The sequence below is a fragment of the Streptomyces fuscichromogenes genome (genome assembly GCF_014645815.1).
Taxonomy (GTDB): Bacteria; Actinomycetota; Actinomycetes; order Streptomycetales; family Streptomycetaceae; genus Streptomyces; species Streptomyces fuscichromogenes.
The window spans coordinates 529,408-551,581 of sequence record NZ_BMML01000003.1 but is presented as its reverse complement, the minus strand read 5'-3'; the positions used below and the strand labels follow the sequence as shown (position 1 = coordinate 551,581).

The window sequence follows — 22,174 nt, the reverse complement described above, 5'->3', positions numbered from 1 at the left end:
GGAAGGCTGCAGCCCGACCCGCCCCTTTTGCCTTTTCTTTGTTTTCCCTGTGTCCGCATTGTGTGAGGTTCGCCCTCAACGACTGCGAGACGGCGGGAAGCATGGCGAGCATGATCCCGGATTCCGGGAACCTGCCCGCGCCCTTCACCAGCTTCGTGGGGCGGCGGCAGGAGGTCACGGAGATCCACCATCTGCTGGGCGCCGGGCGGCTGTTGACACTCACCGGCCCGGGTGGAGTGGGCAAGACCCGCCTGGCACTGGAGGCAGCCCGAACGTTCGGCAGGGCGTTTCCGGACGGGGCATGGCTGGTGGACCTGGCCCCGGTCCGCGATCCCGCGGCGGTGGCATCCACCGCCGCAGGCACGGTGCGGGTGCCGGATCCGGGAACGCGGCCCGTCCTCGACCAGCTGACCGGCTATCTGGCGCGGCAACGGACTCTGCTGATCCTGGACAACTGCGAGCATCTGATCGGTGCCTGTGCCGAACTGGCCCGAGCCCTGCTGTCAGCCGCCCCTGATCTGCGCATTCTGACGACCAGCCGCCACGTCCTCGGGGTGACCGGCGAGCACGTCCTGGGCGTGTCGCCGCTGCCGTCACACGACGCGGTCGAACTGCTGCGACACCGGGCCAAGGCCATCCGCCCGGACTTCTCCGTCGGCCCTGCCGATCAAGCCGAAGTCTCACGACTCTGCGCAGATCTGGAGGGGCTGCCGCTGGCGATCGAGTTGGCGGCGTCCCGGCTGCGAAGCCTGACCGTCCGACAGCTCACGGAAAGGTTGGAGAACCGCTTCACCCTGCTCACCGGCAAAAGCCGTACGGCACCGAGTCATCAGCGCACCCTGCGCGGTGTGATCGACTGGAGCCACGAGCTGTGCGACCCTGCGGAGCGGCTGCTGTGGAGCCGACTGTCGGTCTTCGCCGGAGGGTTCACTCTGGAAGCGGCGGAAGAAGTCTGCGCCGGAGGCGCCATCGCACGCCACGAGGTGGCGGATCTCCTTGATCGGCTGGTAGGCCAGTCGGTCGTTCTGACCTACGAAACAGAGGGCCGCCCCCGCTACCGGCTGCTGGAGATCGTCCGACGGTACGGCCGGGAGCGGCTCGTGGAGTCCGGTCAGGAAGGCGACCTGCGACTACGACACCGCGACTTCTTCCTGACCCTGGCCGAGCACGTCGACCGGCACTGGTACGGCTCGGGTCAGGTGGAGAGCCTGGCCCGGCTGCGTGCCGAGCAGGCCAACCTGCTGACCGCGCTGGAATGCGACGCCGACCCTCGAACGGGGCTCCGCCTGGTCACCGCGCTGAGCTTTCACTGGTGCGCGGGTGGCTTTCTCAGCGAGGGGCGCAGCCGGTTCGAGCGCGCCCTGGCGCTGGCGCCCGAGCCGACCGCGGAACGTGCCCGAGCGCTGCTCGCCGCGACCTGGGTGGCACAGACCCAAGGCGACTTGGCAGCGGCCGATCTCTGGCTCGACGAGGCCGAAACTGTGGCCGAGCGACTCGACGACCCGGCTGTGACGGTCCAGGCAGGAGGGTTCCGCGGCGTCTCGGCGCATTACCGGGGACGGCCGCAGGAGAGCATCGAGCGCTACGAGCACGCTCTGGCCACCATGACGGCGCTGGGTGACGAGCGGGAAGCGGCCTCCTGGCTGCTCGCGCTGGCCTGTGTCCAGGCATACGCCGGCGATCCCCGCGCGGCCCTGACGGGGCACCGGATGATCACCGCCGCCGAAGCGAGCGGGGAGCGCTGGGGCAGGGCTCAGGTGCTGATGGCCCTGGGCCACGACGCCTGGTCTCGAGGCGAACGGGAGACGACCGGCACACTGGCCCGGTCCGCGCTGGAGTGCATGCGGGGCTTCAACGACTTCGCCATGGTCGCGCGCATGCTGGAACTGCTCGCCTGGGCGAACACCGACGGCGCACCGACATTCGCGGCAGGCCTGCTGGGCGCCGCGGACAGGTTGTGGCGGGACGCCGGGACTTCGATCGCCGCGTTCGGGCCGCAGATGGTCGAACACCACGCACGGTGCGAGGCTGCGGTGATCGACGCGTTGGGGCAGACGGCCTATGCGGCTGCCCACACGGACGGCGGGCGTATCGGCACTCCCGTCCGCGCCGTCGACCTCGCCCTGGCCCAGGACGCCGGCACCGACTCGGACACCGACACCGACACCGGCCGTACCACGGTTGTCCTCGGCGCCTCCGACTCCGTGTGCCCGTTGTCATGCCGCGAGCGGGAGGTTGCCGCACTCGTGGCCCGCGGGCTGAGCAACCGGCAGATCGCCGCAGAGCTCGTACTCTCGCCACGTACGGCCGACCGCCACGTGGAGAACATTCTCGCGAAACTCGGCTTCCGGTCACGGGCTCGCATCGCCGCCTGGTGGACGGCGAACCAGGTTCTCACGCCGTGAGGGCGGCGGCCGCCGAGCGCAGGACGCACACAGGGAGAGGAGGTGCCCGCACTGCCCGGCACCTCCTCCCTGTCGCCTTCCGGTACGCAGCCTCGCCCGGTCAGAAGACGGGGGCCCAGCCGTCCGTGCCGGCCAGGTACTTCTGGGCGGTGTAGTCCGCGGCGTCGGTGTCGCTCATCTGCGGACCGCTCGGGGAGGAGGAAGTCCGGTCGGTGTCGGGATAGGAGTTGTGGTACTCCTTGAACCGCGCCTGGGTCCAGGCGTAGTCAGGGGTCATGTCGGTCCAGGGGCGCCCGGGGTCGATGCCCTGGTGGACGACTGTGTCGCGGACAACCGCCTGGGGCCAGGCGTCCGCCGTGTTGTGCCAGGGCCGCCCGAGGAACATCGTGTTCGCCGGTACGCCGTTGGTGTAGATCGTGCTCTTGGTGATGAGGATGCCGTACTTCTTGCTCTTGTCGGTGTTCGGCGCCAGCACGGTCCCGCCGGGCCAGTTGCGCATGGCGAGGTTGCACCTGTCGAAGACCGCGGTGGCGTTGCCGAAGATGAAGTCGATGTTGCCCTCGATGTAGCTGCCGACGAAGTACTGCCGGTTCTGCGCGGTGGGCACCGGGGACTTGGCGAGGACGGTGTCCTGGCTGCTGATGATCCGGTCCTGGCTGAAGGTCTGCCGGTCGCCCTCGGCGGCCACCGCGACAGCCTGGGTCGAGAACGCGTCGATCTCCGGGTGCGCCTTGGGGTCGAACGTGTTCTGGATCGTGACGTCCGCGACCGTCAGACCAGACGCCTTGAAGGTGGCCACGGCGCTGCCCTCGGTGCCGTACGGCGTGCCGTCGGGCCTGAGTGTCCCGTGGGCCCGGTCACCGGTGATGACGACTGTGGACGCGTCGCCGGTGTCTCCCTTGATCATCAGGTTCGCCGTGTTCGCGGGAACGGTGATGAACTCGTGGTAGGTGCCCGGCTCGATGAGGACCGTGTACTGGATCCCGTCCGAGGGGACGGCGTCGATCGCGGCCTGCACGGTGCCGTAGTCGCCGGATCCGTCGGCGGCGACCACGATGGTGTCGGCGTCCGTGAGGTGGCGCCGCTTCTGGTATCCGGGGTAGCCGTTGGCGAGCATCATGACGCGCGCGTAGTCGCGGGCGAGGCTGAGCGTCAACTCGGCGATGCGGCCGAAACCGTCCCGGACCCATCCGGTCAGCGGTACGGGCGTCTGGTCGCTGCCGGTGAGCTGTACCTGGCGTAGCCGGTCGCTGAGCTGCCCCCAGTCGGTCTCCTGTTCGACCAGACGGGCATCAAGCCTTGTGGTGTCGGCATACGACTCGTCGCCGGTGGGGCCGAAGCCCTCCTGGGCAATGGTGTCCTGGATGCCACGGAACCGGGAGGCCTCGGCGATGAACTGGGCGAAGTACACCACCGCCGCCGCCATGGCCTGGGTGCTGGACGCCTTCCACAGACTCATGGCGTGGGCTTCGGTCTGGATACGGTTGTACTCCATGGTCGTACGGTCGACACCGCCCAGGCGTTCGAGGGTGCCGTAGTCCGCGCCCGCGCTCAGCTGCTGGGAATTCGGCCGGTCCGGCACCGCGATCCGTGCCTGGTCGCTCGGACCGACATAGTGGTAGTGGCCGTTGCTGTCGAACCAGCCGACCAGGTACATGTCGCTCGTGCGGAACCGCAGCCGGACAGAGTGCCCCTCCTCGGTCATGATGACGGCCTCGGTGTAGCCGAGGGCGTTCGGGTTGGTGTGGTCGATCAGGTCGGTGGTGCCGGACACCGTGTTGTCGACGTCCTGGGCCTCGTAGTCGACGTTGGCCCGGATCTGGCTGAGGAACGCCAGATAGTTGGCGGTAGTGGCACCGTTGTCGGTGTCGAGCCGGAAGACCGGCGTGCTGTTCGCGGCGGCGGCGGGCGAGGCGGTGGCGAGCGCACCGCCCACAGTGCCCGCCAGGATGGCAGCGGACGTGGCAGAGGCGACGAGGGCCATGACCCATCTCGGCCTGCTGCGGGCGTGTTCCTGGATCGCGGTGTTCACCGGGCCCCCTGTATGTCTTGGACAGCCATGGTTCTCTTTGCCTTCCCTTTGGCATTCCGGGGGCGCATCACGAAAAGAACGAATGCTTGCCCGCAGAACGCGTGGCGAATCGGCTGCCCAGAGGCTGTCTCGGGGGTTCGACGCCGAGCATGCGCAGTTCTACCCATTCCAGCGCTGGGTGGGTGCCGAAGCCGTGTCGAAGACCACCTGCGGACAGTGCTCCACCGGCGGTCCCAGGCTGTCGAGCTCGTCCTTCGTCAACGCCGTCCCTGCGCCCCTCCCCGAAGGGCCGGTCGCTCCGCCGGAGCACCGCCGTACCAGGCGCTGACCATCCATGTCGTCTCGCGCATCATGGGTCGCGTCGCGCCCCGACTCCGATCACGCTCGGCCGAATGAATGAGGCACGGCCCGTAACGGAGGCCAAAGGGAGGAGGCGGGAAACAGACGAACACGGCAAGGTACCGAACTGTCCGTCCGCCGCACCTCTGACAGAAGGTCCTGGAATGCACAGGAAGAGAACCCGGTCGTCCGTCGGTGCCCGAAGGTGACACCGGCTGTTCCAGGCCACGCGTCGCCGCGAGGCTCGGTGAGGTATCGAATGAGGTGCCCCTGGTGAACTCACGGGTAGGTAACCTGCCGGCGTTGTCCACGAGTTTCGTCGGCCGTCAGTCCGAGGTGACCGAGATCCGTACGCTGTTGCAGGCGACACGGCTGGTGACGCTCATCGGCAGCGGTGGTATCGGAAAGACCCGGCTCGCGGTGGAGGCAGCCGCTGTCTCGGCACACGCCTTTCCGGACGGAGCCTGGTTGGTGAACCTGGCCCCCGTGCAGAGGCCCACAGCGGTGCCCGGCATGGTCGCGACCGCGCTGGGAGTGCCGGACCTCGGCACCCGGCCCCTCATGGAACAACTCGGGGGCTGTCTCGCCCGACGTCGGGCGCTGGTCCTGCTCGACAACTGCGAACACCAGGCTGACGCCTGCGCCGAACTGGCAAAGGCTCTGCTCTCCGCCGCCCCCGAGGTGCGCGTCCTTGCGACGAGCCGCCGAACACTCGGCCTCGCTGGCGAGCACCTCGTCACGGTCGGCCCGCTGCCTCCGGCAGACGCGGCCCGCTTGCTGCAAGACCGGGCAACGACAGCGCGGTCCACGTTCACGGCCGACGAGCGGCAGCGGGCAGAGATCGCTCGGCTCTGTGCCGACCTGGACGGTCTGCCACTGGCGATCGAGCTGGCGGCCTCCCGGCTGCACACACTCACCGTGGCACAAGTCGCAGAACGGCTGGAGGACCGCTTCGCGCTGCTTACCGGCGACAGTCCGACGGCAGCGCCTCACCAGCGCACGCTCCGCGCCACGATCGGGTGGAGCTACGAGCTCTGCACCCCGGCCGAGCGACTGCTGTGGAACCGGCTCTCGGTCTTCGCTGGCGGATTCGCACTGGATGCGGCCGAGGGCGTCTGCGCCGGAGACGGTATCGCGCCACACGAGGTGCTGGACCTCCTGGACCGACTTGTCGACCAGTCCGTGGTCCTCACCACGGACTGTGACGGAGTCCTGCGCTACCGGTTGCTGGAGAGCGTGCGGCAGTACGGGTGGGAAGAGCTTGCCTCCTCCGGACAGACGCAGCAGTTCCGCGCGCGACACCGCGACTTCTTCCTCACGATCGCCCGGTGTGTCGATACGGACTGGTTCGCCGGTGGTCAGGCGGAAAGGCTGGCCCGGTTGCGCGCCGACCACCCCAATCTGCTGGTGGCACTGGACTACGACGCAGATCCTCAGGCCCGGCTCGCGCTGGCCGGAGCACTGATCTTCCATTGGTGCGTCGGCGGTTTCCTCACCGAGGGGCGTCGCCAGTTGGAGGCGGCACTGGCGCAGGCGCCCGAGCCCACCCTGGAACGGGTTCGGGGTCTCTTCGCCGCCGTCTGGGTGGCACAGACACAGGGCGACCTGGCGGCGGCAGACCGATGGCTGGACGAGGCCGAGCCGCTGACCCAGCGGCTGGGCGACCCGGTCCAGCTTCCCCGGGCGGACGGCTTCCGCGGCGTGTCAGCGCACTACCGGGGGCATCCCCAGGAAAGCGTCGCCCTATACGAAAGTGCTGTGGCCGCCCTGGTCGCGGCAGGAGACGAGCGGGAGGCCACCTCCTGGCGGCTCGCGCTGGCATGTGTCCAGGCCTACGCCGGAGACCCTCGTGCGGCACAGTCCTGCGGAGAGCTGATCTCCTTCTTCGAGGCAAGCGGAGAGCGATGGGGCCGTGCACAGGTGCTGATGGCCCTGGGCCACAATGCCTGGGCCGTCGGCGATCCGGAAGCGACCAAGGAACTCGCACGTTCGGCGCTGGAGAACATGCGGGGTTTCAACGACCACGCGATGGTCGCGCGGATGCTGGAACTGCTCGCCTGGGCGACCAGCAACAGCGGAGAGCACGCGCGGGCGGCTCGGTTGCTGGGCGCCGCCGAGGCCCTGTGGCGAAACGCGGATACCTCAATAGGCGCATTCGGCCCATGGGTGGCCGAGCAGCACGCGCACTGTGCGAAAGCGGCCGCCGATGCCCTGGGTCGAGAAGCCTACGCGCAGGCACTCGCGGAGGGCGGCCGCCGCAACAGTCCTGGCCAGGCCATCCCGTACGCGCTGTCCTCGGACCGTACCTCGGCCATGCCGGCTGTTCCCGCGAAAGCGCTGACCCGCAGAGAGTGCGAAGTGGCGGAACTCGTCGCCATGGGCCTGAGCAACCGGCAGATCGCCTCCAGGCTGGGGCGCTCCCCGCGTACGGTCGGCGGCCACGTGCAGAACCTGCTGGCCAAGCTGGACTTCCGCAGTCGCGCCCAGATCGCGTCCTGGTGGGCGGCGAACCAGAAACCCACCCGGGGGTCCACCCCGTAGAACCGCCCGGTCCCGAGGTACCTCAAACAGCGAAACGTGCAGGTTCAGCGCGAACCAGCTGCACCGGACGACCTGGCGCTGCGGCCCGAGTCGTCCCGCAGCCCGTCGGCTCCCCAGCGTCGTATCCCTCCTCAGGGAAGGTGCGCAGACGGTGCCGGGTTCGGTCCCCGCGATCCCTGAGCAGGCACAGTCCGTGCACGGCCAGCCGGGAGGCCGCGACCAGCGTGGCCGTCGGGCACACCGATGTCGTCGCATTCCGCCACGAGCTCCATGGCGTCCGCCTCGGAGACCAGCGACCCATCGAAGACCAGGACGCAGGCGTTGGTGATCCAGAACAGGCCGGTCTCGGACAACCCCATGTCGGAGCGGTTGTGCGGCAGCCCGGTGAAGACGATCGAGTTGTCGAGGATGACCATGAAGTAGCTGATCCGGATGATCGCGAGAATCAGCGTCGCATGGGCAGGGCCGCCGGTCGGCTTCTGCGCCGATGCCGCCGACGTACGCTGTGCGCTGTTGGGCATCGCGTCACCGGCCCTGTTCTCGGATGCCCGGCATCGGCGCCGGTGATCGCCTTGGGCGGCCGCCGTTCCATCCCAGAGACCCGAGTCGGGCACCGACGCATGAGACTCTCCGGGCTTGCTGAAGTTCCTGGGCCGGGACGAGTCGGTCGTCGGCCGCTGGTCCAACCGATCGTCGCCGAACGCCGCTTCGGTCTGGTCAGGGGCATGCACAAGATCACATTCCGAGCCGACCGGCAGCGCTGCTGCCCTCTTTGCCCAGCCGACCGCCGAGGCCGTCAGCGCCTCGCTCGACGCTGTCGCCGACATGCCCGAACGACAGAGAGCCGCTTCTGCACGCCGACGCCGGCCTCACTGCCTTCGCGGACTCCCCCGAGCGACAACCGCTGGGGCCGCCCGAAAGGCGACGACCTTGCCGGTCACACCCCCAGGGGCCCTCCCGGCTCCGTCAGACCAAGTAGGTTGCGCCAAACCCCTCCAAGAAATCCTGCGTGGCGTCGGTCGTCAAAGTGGGACTGGATACGACCACCGTGGTCACACCCGCCTTCTCGATCTCGGCCAGTGCTTCACGATGACGGTCCGCCTCAACGGTCGGAGAGGAGATGGACCGGTCCGGGTAGGAGTACTGCACATCGATCCCATCCGCTCGCCCGGCAGCCTCTGCCGCGTCCCGCATCTCACGGATCATGTCGGCCAGTTCCGAGAGCGAACCGATCGAAGCCGTCCGCGTGGTGGCGATGAGCTCGGGCGAGCCGATCAGCGGCATCCAGCCCTGCGCCCGCTGGGCGACACGCCTACGGGTCAGCTTCGAGTTTCCGCCGATCCAGATCGGGATGGGATCCTGGACAGGCCGGGGCCGGGCGATGACGTCCCGGGCCTCGAAGTGGCGACCCCGGTAGCTGAACGTCTCGCCACTCCAGTGCAGGGGCAGCACGTCGAGAACCTCGTCGAACAACGCGTTGCGCTCCGCCATGTCCACTCCGAGCGCGTAGAACTCGGACTTCAGGTATCCCGTCCCCAGCCCGAGCACCAGACGGCCGCCCGAGAGCTTGTCGAGTGTCGCGGCCGCTTTCGCCAGGAGGAACGGGTTCCGGTAGGGCGCCACTGCCAGGTTCGTGTGCAAGCGCAGCCTTCGGGTCACGGCCGCCACGTACCCGAGGGCGACGAACGGGTCGAAGGTCTGATGCCCGCCCTCTGCCAGCCACCGCGCGCTCGGCACGGGGTGCTCGCTCAGCGCGAACCCGTCGAACCCGGACCGCTCGACCACGACGGCGACCTCGTGCAGCCTGCCGGCGTCGAGCAGGTCGCGCTCGACGCCGTTCGTCTCCGGGTAGTTGTAGACGAAGCGCATCGTCACCTCGCTGCTTCTGGTCCGACGGCCCGGAGGGCACCGAGCACGGCGTCAGACAGTTCCGGACGGCAGATGAGTAGGTCGGGCAGGTACGGATCGGGATTGTTGTAGCGCAGGGGCGAGCCGTCGAGCCGGGAGACGTGAAGCCCTGCTGCCGCGGCCACGGCAACCGGAGCACAGGAGTCCCACTCGTACTGGCCGCCGGAGTGGGCATAGACATCGACAGCGCCACGTACGACCGCCATGGCCTTCGCGCCTGCGGAGCCCATCGGGACAAGGTCCGCGCCCAATCGCGCGACGAGGCTGTCAGCACAAGCCGACGGGCGGGTCCGGGAGACGGCGAGGCGGATGGGACCCGACGGGCGCACCGGGAGGTCTGGAGGTTCCCCCGTGTGCAGGACGAGCCCGATGGCCGGAAGCCCGACCGCCCCCGCTGCGGGCTGTCCGTCGACGGTGAGGGCGACATGAACGGCCCAGTCCTCGCGCGGCGGTTCACCGTACTCACGAGTTCCGTCGAGAGGGTCGACGATCCAGACACGGCGGTTCTGGAGGCGAGCGGGGTCGTCGGTGCTCTCCTCGGAGAGGACGGCGTCCTCGGGGCGTTCCTGTGCCAGCAGGCGCAGGAGCAGTTCGTTGGACTGCCGGTCTCCTTCGGCGCCGCCCTGCACGCGGATGTCCAGAAGGAGTTGCCCCGCGTGGGCGGCCAGGGAAGCTGCGAGTTCGTGGTCGTCCTCGCCGGTCACGGTGCCTCCTGCGGGGGCGCGAGAATGCCGGCCGCTCGGAGGTGCTCGACGACGAGGTCGGCGCATGCCTCGGCGGAGAGGGTGCCGTCGGCGTCGAGGCGGAGTTCGGGTGACTCCGGCGGCTCGTAGGGTGAGTCGACTCCGGTGAAGTGGATCAGTTCACCGCGGCGGGCCTTGGCGTAGAGGCCCTTGCCGTCGCGGGACTCGGCGATGTGCAGAGGCGTGTCGACGTGGACCTCGATGAACTCGCCGTCGTCCAGAAGGGTCCGGGCGAACTCGCGTTCGGCGCGGAACGGTGAGATGAAGGAGGCCAGCACGATGATACCCGCGTCCACCAGCAGCCGGACCACCTCCGCGACACGGCGGACGTTCTCCACGCGGTCGGCGTCGGTGAATCCGAGGTCTCTGTTGAGGCCGTGCCGTACGTTGTCGCCGTCGAGGAGGTAGGTGTGGTGGCCTTCGTCGTGGAGGCGTTTCTCCACGAGGTTCGCGATGGTCGACTTCCCCGCGCCGGACAGGCCGGTGAACCACACGGCGGCGGGGCGCTGGTTCTTGCGGTGCGCCCGGGCCCTCTTGTCGATCTCGACAGCCTGCCAGTGCACGTTGTGCGCACGCCGCAGCGCGAAGTCCAGGAGCCCGGCGGCGACCGTCGAGCGGGTGATGCGGTCGATGACGATGAACCCACCCATGTGCCGGTTGTCGGTGTACGGGTCGAACGGGACGGGCCGGTCGAGACGGATGTTGCAGACGCCGATCTCGTTCAGCTCCAGTGCCCGCGTCGCCGTCTGTTCCAGGGTGTTGACGTTGACCTTGTACTTCGGCCGATCGATCGCGACGCCCGTGGTGCGGGTTCCGAGTTTGATCAGGTAGGACCGGCCGGGAAGCATCGATTCCTCGCTCATCCAGATCAGATGGCACTGGAACTGGTCGGCGACCTCCGGCGGTGCGGCGGCGGCCGCGATGACGTCTCCCCGGCTGACGTCGATCTCGTCGGTGAGCGTCAAGGTGACGGACTGCTCGGTGACGGCCTCGTCGAGGTCTCCGTCGGCGGTGACGATGCCGGCGACGGTGCTCTCCTGTCCCGAAGGCAGGACCTTGACGCGCTCTCCGGGTCGTATGCTCCCGCCCGCGACCTGACCGGAGAATCCACGGAAGTCGAGGTCGGGCCGGTTGACCCACTGGACGGGCAGCCGGAACGGGGTGCTCTCAAGGGCGTCGGTGACGTCGACCGACTCCAGATGTCCGATCAGGGTCGGCCCCTTGTACCAGGGGGTGTTCGAGCTGGGCTCGGTGATGTTGTCGCCCCTCAGCGCCGACACGGGGATGCAGACGACGTCCGTCAGGCCGAGGTCGCCGGCGAAACCGCGGTAGTCCGCCTCGATCGCGAGGAACACGTCCTGTGCGTAGTCGACCATGTCGAGTTTGTTCACGGCCAGCACCACGTGGCGGATGCCGAGCAGCGAGACGAGGTAGCTGTGGCGGCGGGTCTGGGTGAGGATCCCCTTGCGCGCGTCGACGAGGATGACCGCGAGGTCCGCCGTCGAGGCACCGGTGACCATGTTCCGCGTGTACTGCTCGTGCCCCGGGGTGTCGGCCACGATGAACTTGCGCCGCTCGGTCGAGAAGAACCGGTGGGCGACGTCGATCGTGATCCCCTGCTCGCGCTCCGCGGACAGGCCGTCGACCAGCAGGGCGAAGTCGAGTTCGCCGTTCTGCGTACCGATCCTCTTCGAATCGGCCTCCAGCGAAGCGAGCTGGTCGGTGAACACGAGCTTCGAATCGTAGAGCAGCCGCCCGATCAGCGTGCTCTTCCCGTCGTCGACACTGCCGCACGTGATGAAGCGGAGCAACGACTTGTTCTCGTGGAGCCGCAGATAGGAGTCGATGTCCGTCGTGACGAGTTCGTTGGTCGCGTGCGCCATCAGAAGTACCCCTCCTGCTTCTTCTTCTCCATTGATCCTGAGGAGTCGTGGTCGATCACCCGGCCCTGCCGCTCAGAGCTGGTGGTGAGGAGCATCTCCTGGATGACGGCGGGCAGCGTGGCGGCGGAACTCTCCACAGCGCCGGTGAGCGGATAACAGCCCAACGTCCGGAAACGCACACTGCGTCGCTCGGGAGTCTCCCCCGGGCGCAGCCGCATCCGGTCGTCGTCAACCATGATCAGAGCCCCGTCGCGCTCCACTACCGGACGCGGCGCAGCGAAGTACAGCGGAACGATGTCGATCCGCTCGTGGTGGATGTACTGCCACACGTCCAGCTCAGTCCAGTTCGAGAGCGGGAAGGCACGTACGGTCTGCCCGGGCTGCTTGCTGACGTTGTACTGCCGCCACAGCTCCGGGCGTTGAGCCTTGGGGTCCCATCGGTGCTGCGCGGACCGGATCGAGAACACCCGTTCCTTGGCCCGGGACTTCTCCTCGTCGCGGCGGGCCCCGCCGAAGGCGAGATCGAATCCGTAATGGTCCAGTGCCTGTTTGAGCCCCTCCGTCTTCCACAGGTCCGTATGCGTCGACGAGCCGTGATCGAAGGGGTTGATGCCCCGCCTCACGCACTCCGGGTTCTGGTGCACGAGCAGCTCGACGCGGAAGTCCGCCACGATCTTGTCCCGGAACTCGTACATCGCCTGGAATTTCCATGTCGTGTCCACGTGCAGCAACGGGAACGGCAGGCGCGAAGGGTGGAACGCCTTCAACGCGAGATGCAGCAAGACCGAGCTGTCCTTGCCCACGGAGTACAGCATCACTGGTCGCTCGCTCTCGGCGACGGCCTCCCGAAAGATCTGGACGCTCTCGGCCTCCAGTCGCTGAAGGTGTGTCAGCCGACCCATGTCCGCCTGCCCTTCTCCCCTGTGGCCTGCATCATCACGGCCAGGTGATCTTGTCGCGGGCGCTGGAGCGTTCGAGCATTCCGTAGGTCTCCTCGCCGTCCCAGCGGTAGCGGGCTCCCCCTTGGTGCAGGACAGGGAAGTTCGGCATGCTCGGCCGGTCGACGACGTCGAACGTCGATACGACCGTCTCACCCCCTATGCGTGTCTTGCCGAGCTCGGACTCGAACACGACCGAGACGTCCTCACCGGTGGGCTGAAGCCTCCCCAGCCAGGGCGCCTGCACCACTCGGGCAGGGATGAGCGGGCCGTCCCCCTGGTAGAGAAAGCCCTCGTTGAATGTCGGCTGCCCGTCATCGCGGGGTGGATAGGCGATGTAGCCGAAGGCCCGGCCGCTCGGGAAGAGCGCCGACTGCCAGCAGTGACCGCGGAAGTCGGTCAGGTCGCGCACGCCTTGGCGGCGGATCCGTAGGCCGCTCCCCGCGAACGTGTGCTCCTCGCCTCCGACGCACAACGATCCCTTGGCCTGGAAGAGCTGCTCGTAGCGCGGACCGCCCATGAGGGCTCCCTCGGACGTCGCCCTGAGCCGTTCCCCCGCCTCGGGCAGGAGAGCACCCTGGATCCATGGCGGGGCCGCCATCGTGGCCTCCACACGAAACGCGAGATCCACCCGAGGACCGTCGGTGCTGCCGGCGATCAACGCCTGCGTGGAGGCCTGTACAGCGGTACCGTGAAATGTCACGGTCCAGGTCGTGAACGGTTCCAGGCACTGGAACGCCAAGGGTCCGGTGCCGAGTACGGTGGCACGACCGTCGCCGTCCAATGCGGGGTGGGACTGCCCTGACTCACGGAGGCGGTACACCCGTCCGTCGGGAAAGGCCACGTTGAGCTGTAGTTGGTGTGCGCCCCAGTCCGACGCGACGGCCTCGATCGCGACCCGGGGTATGCCGAGCGCGCCACGGTCGTCGGAGATCCACATGCTGACCGAGTCCCGCATCTCCGGGTTGTCCGGGCGCTCGGCGAAGACGTGTTCACGCGACGGGTCCAGGCCTCCGGTGAGATCCATGGCCATGTGACGATTCCCTTCAGCGAGCGGTCCAGCGCCGCATGTGTGTGGTGTAGTCGGCGAACAACGGCCGGATGCCGTCGACGTCGATGCCGAAGGTGGCGGGCTCCGGGTGCGTGTTCGGCTCCCTCTTCTCGGAGTTCTGCTTCCACCACCGCTGCATGCCGTTCTGGAACGCCTCGGTGACGGGCTCCCCGAGCCATGCATAGAGGCCTCGCACCTCGCCGACCGGGTCACGGTGCATCGTCCGAAAGTCGATGTCGTAGAACCGGTCGTCGCGGCCGCCCGCCCGGAAGGAAAGAGCCCGTTCCATGCCGACCGACCAGTGTGCGATGTTGAGCTCGCCGAGGTATCTCGGATCGACGTCGTCGGAGAACGAACGGGAGACGGCGCCGTAGAGGTCGGCCACGGAGACCATGACCTCTGCGGGATCCCGGTGGGTCATCACGAACCGGGCGTCGGGGAACACCTCGTCGAGGTGGTCCAGAAACAGGAGATGGGACGGGCACTTGAGCCGCCACGGTCTGGCCGGGTACCCCCACTGAAGCAGTTTGAGAACGCGCAGTTCGTACCGGTAGGTCGTCGTGAGATCGGCGTTGAGGAGCCACCTCGAGTACGACGGGACATGGGCGTACGCCTGGAAGAGGTGGGCTTTGAAGTCGAGCGCCATCAGGCTCTGGCATTCGGTCGGCCCGTCTGCGCTGGCCGGAACGAGGGCTCCTCGGCGCGGCGAGGTCTTCGTTCGTTCCTCAACGGTGGCGCGGCCCATCTCGACCCTGGGGTCGGGGCCTTGGACGGTCGACGGCGGCGGGCACGGACGGGCCGCCTCCCATGTGCGCAGCGACCTGGCCTGCGGGTCCTCGGCCAGCAGGAACGACAACGCCGTGGACCCGGTCCTCGGCAGTCCGAGGCCGATCAGAGGCGCCACGATCTCCTCGTCGTCGATCTCGGGGTGGCGCCGGTACCAGGCTTCGATCTGGAGTCTCTGCCCGAGCAGCCCGAGGAGGTTGCGACGGATAGCGGTCCGACCGGCGTCATTGAGCCGGGCTTCCGCCCGTAACGAGCGCACGAGGATCTCGAGGCCCTCGCGGAAGGAGTCGTCCCCGAATTCGTCCAGTCCGGTCTCGGTGCGAGCCGTGTCCAGTAATTCGTCGTACGGAGCCATGGGTACTCCCATCAGCTGGATGCAAACCGTTGATTCCGCGCACGAGCAGCGTCCGGCTCACGACGGATCGGGTTCGGCGCTGCCGATCAGGCATTGTCGGCGGGATCGACCGCGTCAGGTGGCCGGTACGGCTCGTAGCCGGCCCCTGTGCGACGACCTGCTCACTCTTCGGTGCGGTTCTGTGCTGCCGCCGTATCATCGGCGGCACCGAGATCCACATGTGTGCGTGGATCGACCGCCCGACCAATTAGTGACAGCATGGTGCCATCAATATGAGTCCACCAGCAACACCCGGGACGGAAGGAAACGAGCCTGCCCGGCAACGCCGACGCTACGACGGCACGCTCCGACAGCAGCGGGCCGCCGAGACCCGCGAACGGATCATCGCCGCCGGTTCCGCCCTGGTTCACGGCCTCCCCGTGTGGGACTGGCAGGGGTTGACTTTCCGTGCCGTTGCCGAGGAGGCCGGTGTCGGCGTGCGGACCGTCTACCGGCATTTCCCCACGGAGCGCGACCTGCGCAACGTCATCATGCGCCGCCTCGAAGAGGAAGCAGGCATCACCTACGACGGGCTCGGCCTCGACGATCTCGCCGAGATCACCGCGCGCTCCTTTGCCTCGCTGTCGTCGTTCGCCGTACCACGGTGGTCCGCCCCCGACCCTGACGAACCGTCATTGGCAGCACAGGACCAACGCCGACGCGACGCCCTTGTCCAGGCCATCGCCCCGCACACGGTCGGCTGGTCCGAGGTCCAGCGGCAGATGGCCGCGGCGATCCTCGACGTCCTGTGGAACGTGCCCTCCTATGAACGGCTCATGACCAAATGGGACTTTGACGGTGCGCAGGCGGCCAAGGCCATCACGTGGGCCATGGACGTGCTCGCGGAGGCGGTCCGCGACGGCCGCGGCCCTGACGACCACAGCCCTCCAGGCCGGCGAGCTGCTTCGGACGAAGAACCGTAGTTCCGAGCGGACCTCTCAAGACCGTCGCCGTGCCGGGGAAACGCCACCAGGCCTGCGAGGCCACCCGATCCGCCGAGGAGCGGCCTCCAGAGCGGCTGGAGCCCCTGGCCTGTAGGCCGGTGCCGTCTTGGCCGTGCCCGGGAATCAACAGGATTGAGGCTGTGGCTCAGACTGACGTAGATGGACCCACGAGGCGGCAGCACGTTCACGGATGAGTGGCGTCGGAGGACTGGACCGCCGAGCCGATGCTCGCGGTGGCCCGTCCCGGCAACGCGCATCGCACCCTCGCACGAAGAGCCTGGCCAGGCGTCGGGGGGCGACCCCAGGTTGCACGGCCGAGGCTCCGGCCAGTGATCCTGTGGGACGTCGACGGGTCCGAGAGCATCCGCACTTCCAGGGAGACTGTCGCCACTGAGCGCTCCCAGGGTCTCGGCCGAGGTCGATCCACCAGCCCCCCAAGCGCCCTACTGCTGGACGAGCTGCCATTCCTGCGATCCGTCACTGCTCTCGTTCTGCAGGGTCAGTGCGGCGCTCCGGCCGGCGCCGCTCAGATAGAGGGTGGTGTCCTTCACGGACTGGAGCCTGTAGTAGCCGTCGCCGGAGGGGACGAGGTTCCAGCTGCCCTTCGCGCTGTCGTCCACCCACTGGCCGATCTTCTGTCCGGCCGTGGCGTTGCCTGTCCAGACAGCGGCAGCGCGTCCGCCCGACTTGTTGAGCAGTGTCACACCGCCCTGGGGTTCGGTGGTCACGTGCCAATACTGGGTGTCGGGGTTTGCCGCCGTGCCGGCGTCTTCCAGGACGACGTCGGGTACGTCGCCGTTGCCGATGTCGGCGTCGTTGGTGTGGTTCCCGGTGCCGATCACCTGGCCGGTCTTGCGGTTGACAAGCTGGTAGTAGGCGCCGTGGGTATGGCCGAGGTCGACCTCGCTGTAGGCAATGGTGGAGGTGCCCTGGTTGTTGAGAATGGAGATACGACCGGTGCCCCGGACGTATTGGAGGCTGCGGCTGTAGGCGGCCGGTGAGGTGGTCCGGTACTCCTTCCACACGCCGTCGCTTCGACCGCTTTCGTCGACCCAGACGTTCCCGCTGCCGGCCGCGTTGTAGACGAGGCGCCCGTCGGGGAGCCTGATGAGCACCGGGCTGCCGCCCGTGGCGAGCGGCCGGGAACCGGGGGCCACCGGCAGGGAGGTGACCCCTGTGCCGGTCTGGGAACCCTGGAAGAACGTCAACGGATTGTCGGCCAGCACGAATCGCGTGTTGGTGCCGCCGCCCCAGTACTCGAAGGTGAGCATCCACTTGCCGTCCGCCGTGGGGACGACGTTGGCCATGCCCGGTCGGCCGCCGCCGGTCTCCTTCTTTCCGCCGCCCATGTCCTGTGTCTGACCGGCGACGTCGACGACGGGTGCGCTCCAGGCCGGGCCGTTCCCGTCCCAGGTGCGGTGGACGAGTGACTGGCCGTGCGAGTCCGTCGCAGTTGCGTTGGCGGGGTCGACGGTCGGCACGCCGGTCGCGGGGTCGATGGCGGTGTAGTCGTTCTCGTCGGAGTAGTAGCAGACGAGTTGCCCCCGGTAGACCATCAGGTACGGCTCCCAGAGCGGGTCCACCTGCTTGTATACGTTGGCGCCGGCGATGTTCTGGCCGATCGCGCCCGCGCTTCCGCCCTGTCGGCCGCCGGTCGCGATGACGTTGACGACCTTCCAGGTCGCGCCGTCGTCGGTGCTGGAGTACAGGGCGAGCGCGAGGTCGCTGCGGTCGCCGTCGTTGGTGGGCGTCCAGTTCGGGTCGGCCTCCTTGTGCTCTTTGTAGTACTGGTCGTCGCCGGAGACGACGCTGGCCAGCAGCAGTGTGCCCGCCTTCAGCGCGCCGACGTTCTGCGGGAGTACGTACAGGTACGGGTTGGTCCAGTTGCTTGTGTACCTCGCGTACCGGGGGTTCGTGGACAGGTAGGCCGGTGCCTTGACCTGCGACAGCGGCTGCCATGTCGTTCCGTGGTCGTCGCTCTTGTAGACGGGGAGGGTCTCTCCGGCGGCGCTGCCCGAGGCGGGGACGACGGTGGCTTTCTCGAACGAGGCGACCAGCCGCCCGCTCGGCAGCTGTGCGGACTTGGGGTAGATGGCGCAGTTGCCCCGGCCCTTCAGGCACGGCTCGTTCCCGAGCTGGTACAGGATCCCGCCCGTCGGGTTGTACGCCTGCACGCTCGACAGCGGGACGGCGGCGATGGCGGTTGTCGCGGCGAGGACTCCGAGTGTCCTGCCGAGTCTTCTTCTGTGCATGGCCCCTCCAGTGGGGATCAGCCGAGGTTCTCGTCCTGGGACCGCGGCTCTCCTTCGGCGGCGAGGACGCGCACGTCCCACGGGCGCAGTTGCAGGGCGGTGCCTGGCGAGATGCGGGTGCCGTCGAGGATGTCGGTCAGGTTCTTGGCAGCGGGCACGATGGCCGGCTCCCAGCCCCAGTTGTGGATCATGTGAACGCGCTGTCCCTGAGCCGTCGTGGCGCTCGTGTCGCGGTGACCGTCGGCGGCAGGTCGCTCCAGCCGCTCACCGTCTCGGGCGTGAGCCGCTGGGCCAGGGCTCGGGCGAGATCGCGTCCCGGAACCGTGCCGACGCAGGTGTCTCTGGCCTCGTGGTCGGCGTATCCGGTGCGCGGGCCCAGGACCAGGTGGCCGCCCGCGCGGGCGTAGGCGACGAGCCGGTCGAGGAAGATGCCGTCGACAACGTACAGGGCCGCCGCGGCCGGAACGGGGTGCCGACGGGCCGCCTCGGCCGGACTGGTGCCGGGTTGTTCACCTTGAAGGTCGTGCAGTTGGCGAGCGTGGATGATCCGCTCCCTGGCGGCCGGCGTCGAATCCGCCGGGGTAGAGCGAGTCGAAGGTGTTCTCCCAGGCGGACGCGGCCAGGGCGGGGGCTCCGTCGGGCCGGGCGAGCGGCGGGTAATGGAAGGAGAGGTTGACGGTGTCGCTGATCCGGGCGAAGAGCTGGTTGACCCTCTGGCCGCCGTGGGACGTCGGTGCCTGACCAACGTAACTCGCTTACGTCAGAAGCATTTTGGTGCGGAGAGGAAGAACTGGCCGGTGGCGAACATGCTGGCGTCGGCCGGGTCGCTGCTGAGGAACTGGGCGAACCGCGCCTCGGCGGCCGGGTTCCATGTGGACCGGATGACGGCCATCGTCGACCCTCCCCAGTTGCCTGCGGCCGACGGGGACGCGTCACGTTGCGACAGCGGGACGACCCGCCACTTGCCAGCGGTGGCCCTGACCGAGCCCGACAGGAGCACCGGCCCCAGGCCACGGTGAGCCAGGTGGCGTACTTGCCCTTGGCGCGCGCCGCGTACCACGCGCCGGTGAGGTCCGCCTCCACACCGATGACACCCCCCGCCCGGCCTGTCGCGTCATCGCGCCTCCCCAGGGCAATGCCCGGACCAACGCACGGGTTCCGTCGTCCGCACCGTTATGACTGCGCAGACATGTCTACGCAGTCATACGCGACGCGTCAAGAGTTCACGCATGATGCGCGGTCGGGACAAGGCCAAGGCCAAGGCCGGGGTTACGTCGGCTCGTCGGGCTGACCCGGCAGGGCTACCCAGTCGGTTCATGACTGGGAACGTGTGCACGACGGCTTCCACGAGTTCGCGCCGATCGACCGCTCGGCTGGGCAGATCAACCTCGTCGTCGCGGCCGACGACTGAGCCAACCATCGGGCGGAGCCGTGAGCGGGGCGCTGTTCATGGCCTTCGGTACGACGATCTCCGTCCCGTCCGGCGGCCTCTTCGCCTTCGGTCACACCGGCAAGCCCCTGCTGTTCGCACTCGTCGTCATCATCGGCGCGCTCGCCGCCGCAGCCGCCGCCGTGAAAGGCCTGCGCCGCGCCGCACCGGACCCAGTGGCGGTCGGCACCCGAAGGAAGGCCGCCGCGACTGCCTGACCGCGGGGCTGGCTCTCAGGGACATGTCCGGCCCCGACGGGGGTCCCGTATCGGATCGGAGTTGCTTCGCGGTGGAGCCCGTCAGCGGCCTGACGCTGCGGCCTGAGTCGTCCCGCAGCCCGTCGGCTCCCCAGCGTCGTATCCCTCCTCAGGGAAGGTGCGCAGACGGTGCCGGGTTCAGTCCCCGCGATCCCTGAGCAGGCACAGTCCGTCCACGGCCGTCACCCCGGCCGGGCCGACGATCAGCGGGTTGATGTCGATCGACGCAATCCAGTCACGTCCGCCCGCGGCCAGCCGGGAGGCCGCGACCAGCGTGGCATTCAGGGCGTTCCGGTCCCAGGCGGGCGTACCCCGGTGGCCGTCCAGCACACCGATGTCGTCGAATTCCGCCACCAGCTCCGTAGCGTCCACCTCGGACATCGGAGCCATCCGTCCCGCGATCCGGCGCATCACCTCGACGAAGACGCCCCCGAGTCCGAAGGCCACGACCGGCCCCAGCTCGCTCGCGCCGTTGATCCCCACGAACGCCTCGCCGTGGCCGACGAGCAGGGGCTGGACGGCGACCCGCCGCGGCAGTTCGCGGGCCGCGGCGAAGGCCTGGAGTTCGCGGACCGCCGTCCGCAGGTTCTCGGCGGCCACGCCGACGCGTACCGCGCCGAGTTCGGTGCGGTGGGCGACATCGGCGAGCTTGACCACGTAAGGGCCGTCGAACGGCGGCGCCACAGGCTCGTCGGCATCGACCAGATGCCATGGGGCAACCGGGATACCGGCTTCGGCGAGCAGCTCCATCGTGGCGTCGAAGGGGAGCATCCGTCCCTCAGGCACCTCGATGGCCTCGGCCCGTGGACGCGGGATGGCGGCTATCTCGCTCGCCGGCCGCACCCGGGCGTCGGGCCGTGTGCGGACCACGGCCGCCATGGTGTGCAGCCCGCGCAGACAGCCGCGCAGGCCGTTGCCCACGGCGACGCCCTGTGCCCGGTAGCCGTCGAGCCAGCCGCCGCCGACACCGGCGAGGGGCGCCACGACGAACGGCTTGGCGGCGGCCCCTTCTGCCACGTCAGCGAAGCGGTCGGCGAGGTCGCTGCGGCCGCGATCCCAGTCGGCGTGCTGGCTGGCGAAGAGCAGGGCGTCGAACTCCGGGGCGTCGGCATACTCCCGGACGATCTTCTCCCACAGGCCGTCGACACCGCCGACGAACGTCGTGGCGTCCAGCGGATTGGGGACCGTCCCACCCGGGACGTTCTCCTCTATGAAAGGACGCAGCCGCGTCACCTCCGGCACGTCCACCCTCTCCACCTCGGCGAGGTCGCTGGCCAGCTGCGCGAAGCCGCCGGTCACCGTCAGCACCGCCAGACCGCGTACCGGCGACCACCGTTCCCGTGGCAGCTGCTCCAGGAACTGCACGCGGTCCACGAGGTCGTCGATGTCGGTGGCCGTCTGGATGCCGGCCTGCGCGAACGCCACGTCGTAGACCCAGGTGTCGCCGGTGAGGGTGCCGGTGTGCGAGGCCGCCATCCGCTGCGCCCGCTCGCTGCGGCCCAGCTTGAGAGCGACGACGGGCTTGCCCGCCGCCAGGCACCGCCGAGCCGCCGCGAAGAAGGCGTCAGGGCGGCGGATCTTCTCCAGGGCCAGCGCGACGACCCGCGTGGCCGGGTCCGCGGCGAAGTGGTCGAGGTAGTCCGCGAGGTCGGTGACCGCTTCGTTTCCGGCCGAGACGAGCAGGTTCAGACCCACGCCGCCGGCCCGCCAGGCGGCCGACGCCATCGCCTCGATCATGGCCCCGCTGTGCGTGACGGCCGACAGGCCGCCGGCCCGACGCTCGAACGGTGCCAGCATCGTCAGATCCAGGCGACGGGCGACGTTGATCACGCCGACGCCGTTCGGGCCCACCACGGGCATGCTCGCCGCTCGGGCCGCCGCGACCATCCGCTGCTGCAGCTCGGCCCCGTGCCGACCGGTCTCGGCAAAGCCGCCGGCGATCGTGATGACGCCGCCGGCGCCGATCTCGGCCGCCTGTTCCACCACGTCCACCGTCCGCTCGGCACCGACGGCGCTGAAGACGGCGTCCACCGGCCGGCCGAGAGCCCGCAGGTCCGGGAAGACACGGTGGCCGAAGACCTCCTTGGCCTTCGGATGCACGAAGCAGAACTCGGTGTCGCTCGGGAGGGAACGCCGTACGCCGGAGCCGAACTTGGAGGTCTCGCTGATGCCGACGACCGCGACCGTACGCGGGTTGAGCAGCCGGTCGAGAGCGGGCGCACCATCCGTGCCCGCCGGGCCGGGCGACGTTGTCGTCGTGTCGATGGTCATC

The 22,174-nt window shown here is 68.8% G+C and carries 17 protein-coding genes; 4 read left to right on the top strand and 13 right to left on the bottom strand.

Annotated elements, in window-relative coordinates; genetic code table 11:
• The first annotated feature begins 110 nt into the window (after positions 1-110).
• Complete coding sequence (locus tag IEZ11_RS09540) at positions 111-2,405, top strand: ATP-binding protein (protein WP_189262177.1); 2,295 nt, start codon at positions 111-113, stop codon at positions 2,403-2,405.
• 100 nt (positions 2,406-2,505) lie between these two features.
• Here the strand turns inward: IEZ11_RS09540 and IEZ11_RS09535 are convergent, their stop codons facing one another.
• Entirely contained in the window at positions 2,506-4,437 is a 1,932-nt protein-coding gene (locus IEZ11_RS09535; RefSeq protein ID WP_189262176.1) for a pectinesterase family protein, read from the bottom strand.
• 603 nt (positions 4,438-5,040) lie between these two features.
• Here IEZ11_RS09535 and IEZ11_RS09530 point away from each other — a divergent pair.
• Entirely contained in the window at positions 5,041-7,317 is a 2,277-nt protein-coding gene (locus IEZ11_RS09530) for an ATP-binding protein (protein ID WP_308426464.1), read from the top strand.
• Positions 7,318-7,448: 131 nt separating this feature from the next.
• Here IEZ11_RS09530 and IEZ11_RS09525 read toward each other — a convergent pair whose 3' ends face one another.
• The 7 genes from IEZ11_RS09525 to IEZ11_RS09495 all read right to left on the bottom strand — a co-directional run bounded on the left by IEZ11_RS09525 (position 7,449) and on the right by IEZ11_RS09495 (position 14,981).
• Positions 7,449-8,144 (bottom strand): hypothetical protein, encoded by a 696-nt coding sequence (locus IEZ11_RS09525; RefSeq protein WP_189262175.1) that lies wholly within the window; start codon positions 8,142-8,144, stop codon positions 7,449-7,451.
• Between the two features lie 139 nt (positions 8,145-8,283).
• Complete coding sequence (locus tag IEZ11_RS09520; RefSeq protein WP_189262174.1) at positions 8,284-9,186, bottom strand: LLM class F420-dependent oxidoreductase; 903 nt, start codon at positions 9,184-9,186, stop codon at positions 8,284-8,286.
• A gap of 2 nt (positions 9,187-9,188) precedes the next feature.
• Positions 9,189-9,929 carry a 3'(2'),5'-bisphosphate nucleotidase CysQ gene (locus IEZ11_RS09515; RefSeq protein ID WP_229712914.1) on the bottom strand — a complete coding sequence of 247 codons (741 nt, stop codon included), beginning with the start codon at positions 9,927-9,929 and terminating at the stop codon, positions 9,189-9,191.
• Complete coding sequence (cysN, locus tag IEZ11_RS09510) at positions 9,926-11,851, bottom strand: sulfate adenylyltransferase subunit CysN (protein ID WP_189262172.1); 1,926 nt, start codon at positions 11,849-11,851, stop codon at positions 9,926-9,928. The genes IEZ11_RS09515 and cysN overlap by 4 nt, the downstream gene beginning before the upstream one ends.
• Entirely contained in the window at positions 11,851-12,888 is a 1,038-nt protein-coding gene (gene cysD, locus IEZ11_RS09505) for a sulfate adenylyltransferase subunit CysD (protein ID WP_189262246.1), read from the bottom strand. The genes cysN and cysD overlap by 1 nt, the downstream gene beginning before the upstream one ends.
• Positions 12,788-13,822, bottom strand: a complete 1,035-nt coding sequence (locus IEZ11_RS09500) for a DUF7064 domain-containing protein (RefSeq protein WP_189262171.1) — start codon at positions 13,820-13,822, stop codon at positions 12,788-12,790. The genes cysD and IEZ11_RS09500 overlap by 101 nt, the downstream gene beginning before the upstream one ends.
• Before the next feature lie 13 nt (positions 13,823-13,835).
• Positions 13,836-14,981, bottom strand: coding sequence for a sulfotransferase family protein (locus IEZ11_RS09495; RefSeq protein ID WP_189262170.1), 1,146 nt, complete (start codon positions 14,979-14,981; stop codon positions 13,836-13,838).
• A 419-nt stretch (positions 14,982-15,400) separates the two neighbouring features.
• Here IEZ11_RS09495 and IEZ11_RS09490 point away from each other — a divergent pair, with 419 nt between their 5' ends.
• Positions 15,401-15,943: a TetR/AcrR family transcriptional regulator gene (locus IEZ11_RS09490; RefSeq protein ID WP_229712912.1), complete on the top strand. Its 543-nt coding sequence runs from the start codon at positions 15,401-15,403 to the stop codon at positions 15,941-15,943.
• Between the two features lie 464 nt (positions 15,944-16,407).
• Here the strand turns inward: IEZ11_RS09490 and IEZ11_RS09485 are convergent, their stop codons facing one another.
• Genes IEZ11_RS09485 through IEZ11_RS52395 form a run of 4 tightly spaced genes read right to left on the bottom strand, consistent with a single transcriptional unit; the run spans position 16,408 to position 19,108 of the window.
• Entirely contained in the window at positions 16,408-18,216 is a 1,809-nt protein-coding gene (locus IEZ11_RS09485) for an RICIN domain-containing protein (RefSeq protein WP_189262168.1), read from the bottom strand.
• 17 nt (positions 18,217-18,233) lie between these two features.
• Entirely contained in the window at positions 18,234-18,476 is a 243-nt protein-coding gene (locus tag IEZ11_RS52405) for a Beta-galactosidase C-terminal domain (RefSeq protein WP_373294881.1), read from the bottom strand.
• A complete protein-coding gene (locus IEZ11_RS52400; RefSeq protein WP_373294870.1) occupies positions 18,404-18,961 on the bottom strand; it encodes a beta-galactosidase trimerization domain-containing protein in 558 nt (185 codons plus the stop codon). Before IEZ11_RS52400 ends, IEZ11_RS52405 begins: the two co-directional genes overlap by 73 nt.
• Before the next feature lie 15 nt (positions 18,962-18,976).
• Entirely contained in the window at positions 18,977-19,108 is a 132-nt protein-coding gene (locus IEZ11_RS52395) for a hypothetical protein (RefSeq protein ID WP_373294869.1), read from the bottom strand.
• Positions 19,109-19,647: 539 nt separating this feature from the next.
• Here IEZ11_RS52395 and IEZ11_RS09475 point away from each other — a divergent pair.
• Entirely contained in the window at positions 19,648-19,863 is a 216-nt protein-coding gene (locus tag IEZ11_RS09475; RefSeq protein WP_189262167.1) for a hypothetical protein, read from the top strand.
• 177 nt (positions 19,864-20,040) lie between these two features.
• On the opposite strand, the gene IEZ11_RS09470 is transcribed toward IEZ11_RS09475, so the two are convergent.
• Positions 20,041-22,173 carry an acetate--CoA ligase family protein gene (locus IEZ11_RS09470; protein ID WP_189262166.1) on the bottom strand — a complete coding sequence of 711 codons (2,133 nt, stop codon included), beginning with the start codon at positions 22,171-22,173 and terminating at the stop codon, positions 20,041-20,043.
• Position 22,174: the final 1 nt, after the last annotated feature.

Coding starts and splice junctions, on each gene's coding strand:
- IEZ11_RS09525 (WP_189262175.1), bottom strand. CDS start 8,144: ATGTCGGCGACAGCGTCGAGCGAGGCGCTGACGGCCTCGGCGGTCGGC.
- IEZ11_RS09500 (WP_189262171.1), bottom strand. CDS start 13,822: ATGGCCATGGATCTCACCGGAGGCCTGGACCCGTCGCGTGAACACGTC.
- IEZ11_RS09520 (WP_189262174.1), bottom strand. CDS start 9,186: ATGCGCTTCGTCTACAACTACCCGGAGACGAACGGCGTCGAGCGCGAC.
- IEZ11_RS09540 (WP_189262177.1), top strand. CDS start 111: ATGATCCCGGATTCCGGGAACCTGCCCGCGCCCTTCACCAGCTTCGTG.
- IEZ11_RS52395 (WP_373294869.1), bottom strand. CDS start 19,108: ATGGCCGTCATCCGGTCCACATGGAACCCGGCCGCCGAGGCGCGGTTC.
- IEZ11_RS09495 (WP_189262170.1), bottom strand. CDS start 14,981: ATGGCTCCGTACGACGAATTACTGGACACGGCTCGCACCGAGACCGGA.
- cysN (WP_189262172.1), bottom strand. CDS start 11,851: ATGGCGCACGCGACCAACGAACTCGTCACGACGGACATCGACTCCTAT.
- IEZ11_RS09470 (WP_189262166.1), bottom strand. CDS start 22,173: ATGACCATCGACACGACGACAACGTCGCCCGGCCCGGCGGGCACGGAT.
- IEZ11_RS09485 (WP_189262168.1), bottom strand. CDS start 18,216: ATGCACAGAAGAAGACTCGGCAGGACACTCGGAGTCCTCGCCGCGACA.